The 1,228-nt window shown below is 72.6% G+C and carries 2 protein-coding genes; both read left to right on the forward strand.

Annotated features, from left to right (window positions below; translation table 11 throughout):
• Positions 1-705: Gfo/Idh/MocA family protein (locus ACFW1A_RS40590; protein ID WP_380418777.1), on the forward strand; the 705-nt coding region annotated here is incomplete at its 5' end.
• A partial coding sequence (locus ACFW1A_RS40595; protein ID WP_380418779.1) for a DUF993 family protein occupies positions 705-1,228 on the forward strand: 524 nt, incomplete at its 3' end. The genes ACFW1A_RS40590 and ACFW1A_RS40595, both read left to right, overlap by 1 nt.

Below are 1,228 nucleotides of genomic sequence, written 5' to 3' on the forward strand. Positions count from 1 at the left end.
AAGCTCAAGCGGCTGGTCGACAGCGGCTTCTTCGGCCGGATCCTGTCGGTGCGCGGCGAGTTCGGCTACTGGGTGTTCGAGGGCGACTGGCAGAGTGCGCAGCGCCCGTCGTGGAACTACCGGGCCGAGGACGGCGGCGGGATGATCCTGGACATGTTCCCGCACTGGCGCTACGTGCTGGACAACATCGTCGCGCCGGTGCGTTCGGTGTACGCGCACACCGCCACCCACATCCCGTCCCGGGTGGACGAGCAGGGCCGCGCCTACCCGGCCACGGCCGATGACGCCGCGTACGGCATCTTCGAGCTGGAGGGCGGCATCACCGCGCAGGTCAACTCGTCCTGGGCGGTGCGGGTGGACCGGGACGAGCTGGTGGAGTTCCAGGTCGACGGCACCGAGGGCAGTGCGGTGGCGGGCCTGCGCAACTGCCGTTTCCAGCACCGCGCCGCGACGCCGAAGCCGGTGTGGAACCCGGACCTGCCGGTCACCGAGTCGTTCCGCTCGCAGTGGCAGCAGGTGCCCGACAACGCCGAGTTCGACAACGGCTTCAAGATCCAGTGGGAGCTGTTCCTGAAGCACGTGGCCACCGGCTCGGCCTACGAGTGGGACCTGCTCGCGGGCGCCAAGGGCGTACAACTCGCCGAACTGGGCCTGCGCTCCGCGGCCGAGGGCCGCCGACTCGAGGTGCCGGAGCTGATGCTCTGATGGCCACCGTCAACCTGCCGGGCGGTGTCCACCGGCTCAGCGCGCCGATCGAGTGGGGCCGTCCGACGGGCCGGCCCGGCTCGCGGGTCGCCTTCGCCGCCGCGCACGTGGTGGCCGACCCTCTGGGCGACAACGCGCCCGGCGCACCCGCCGCCGTGGACTGGGAGTCCACGCTGGCCTTCCGCCACCACCTGTGGTCGCTCGGCCTCGGGGTGGCCGACGCGATGGACACCGCGCAGCGCGGCATGGGCCTGGACTGGCCGGCCACCAAGGAGCTGATCACCCGCTCGGGCGCCGAGGCACGCGCCGTCGGCGGCCGGCTCGCCTGCGGCGTCGGAACCGACCAGCTCGATCCGGCCAGCTGGTCGCTGGACGCGGTCCGGGCCGCCTACCAGGAGCAGCTGGCGGTGGTCCAGGCGGCCGGCGCGCAGCCGATCCTGATGGCCAGCCGGGCCCTGGCAGCGGTGGCAGCCGGCCCCGAGGAGTACCTCAAGATCTACGGCGAGCTGGTCGGCCAGGCCGA

The organism is Kitasatospora sp. NPDC058965 (genome assembly GCF_042741245.1).
GTDB lineage: Bacteria > Actinomycetota > Actinomycetes > Streptomycetales > Streptomycetaceae > Kitasatospora.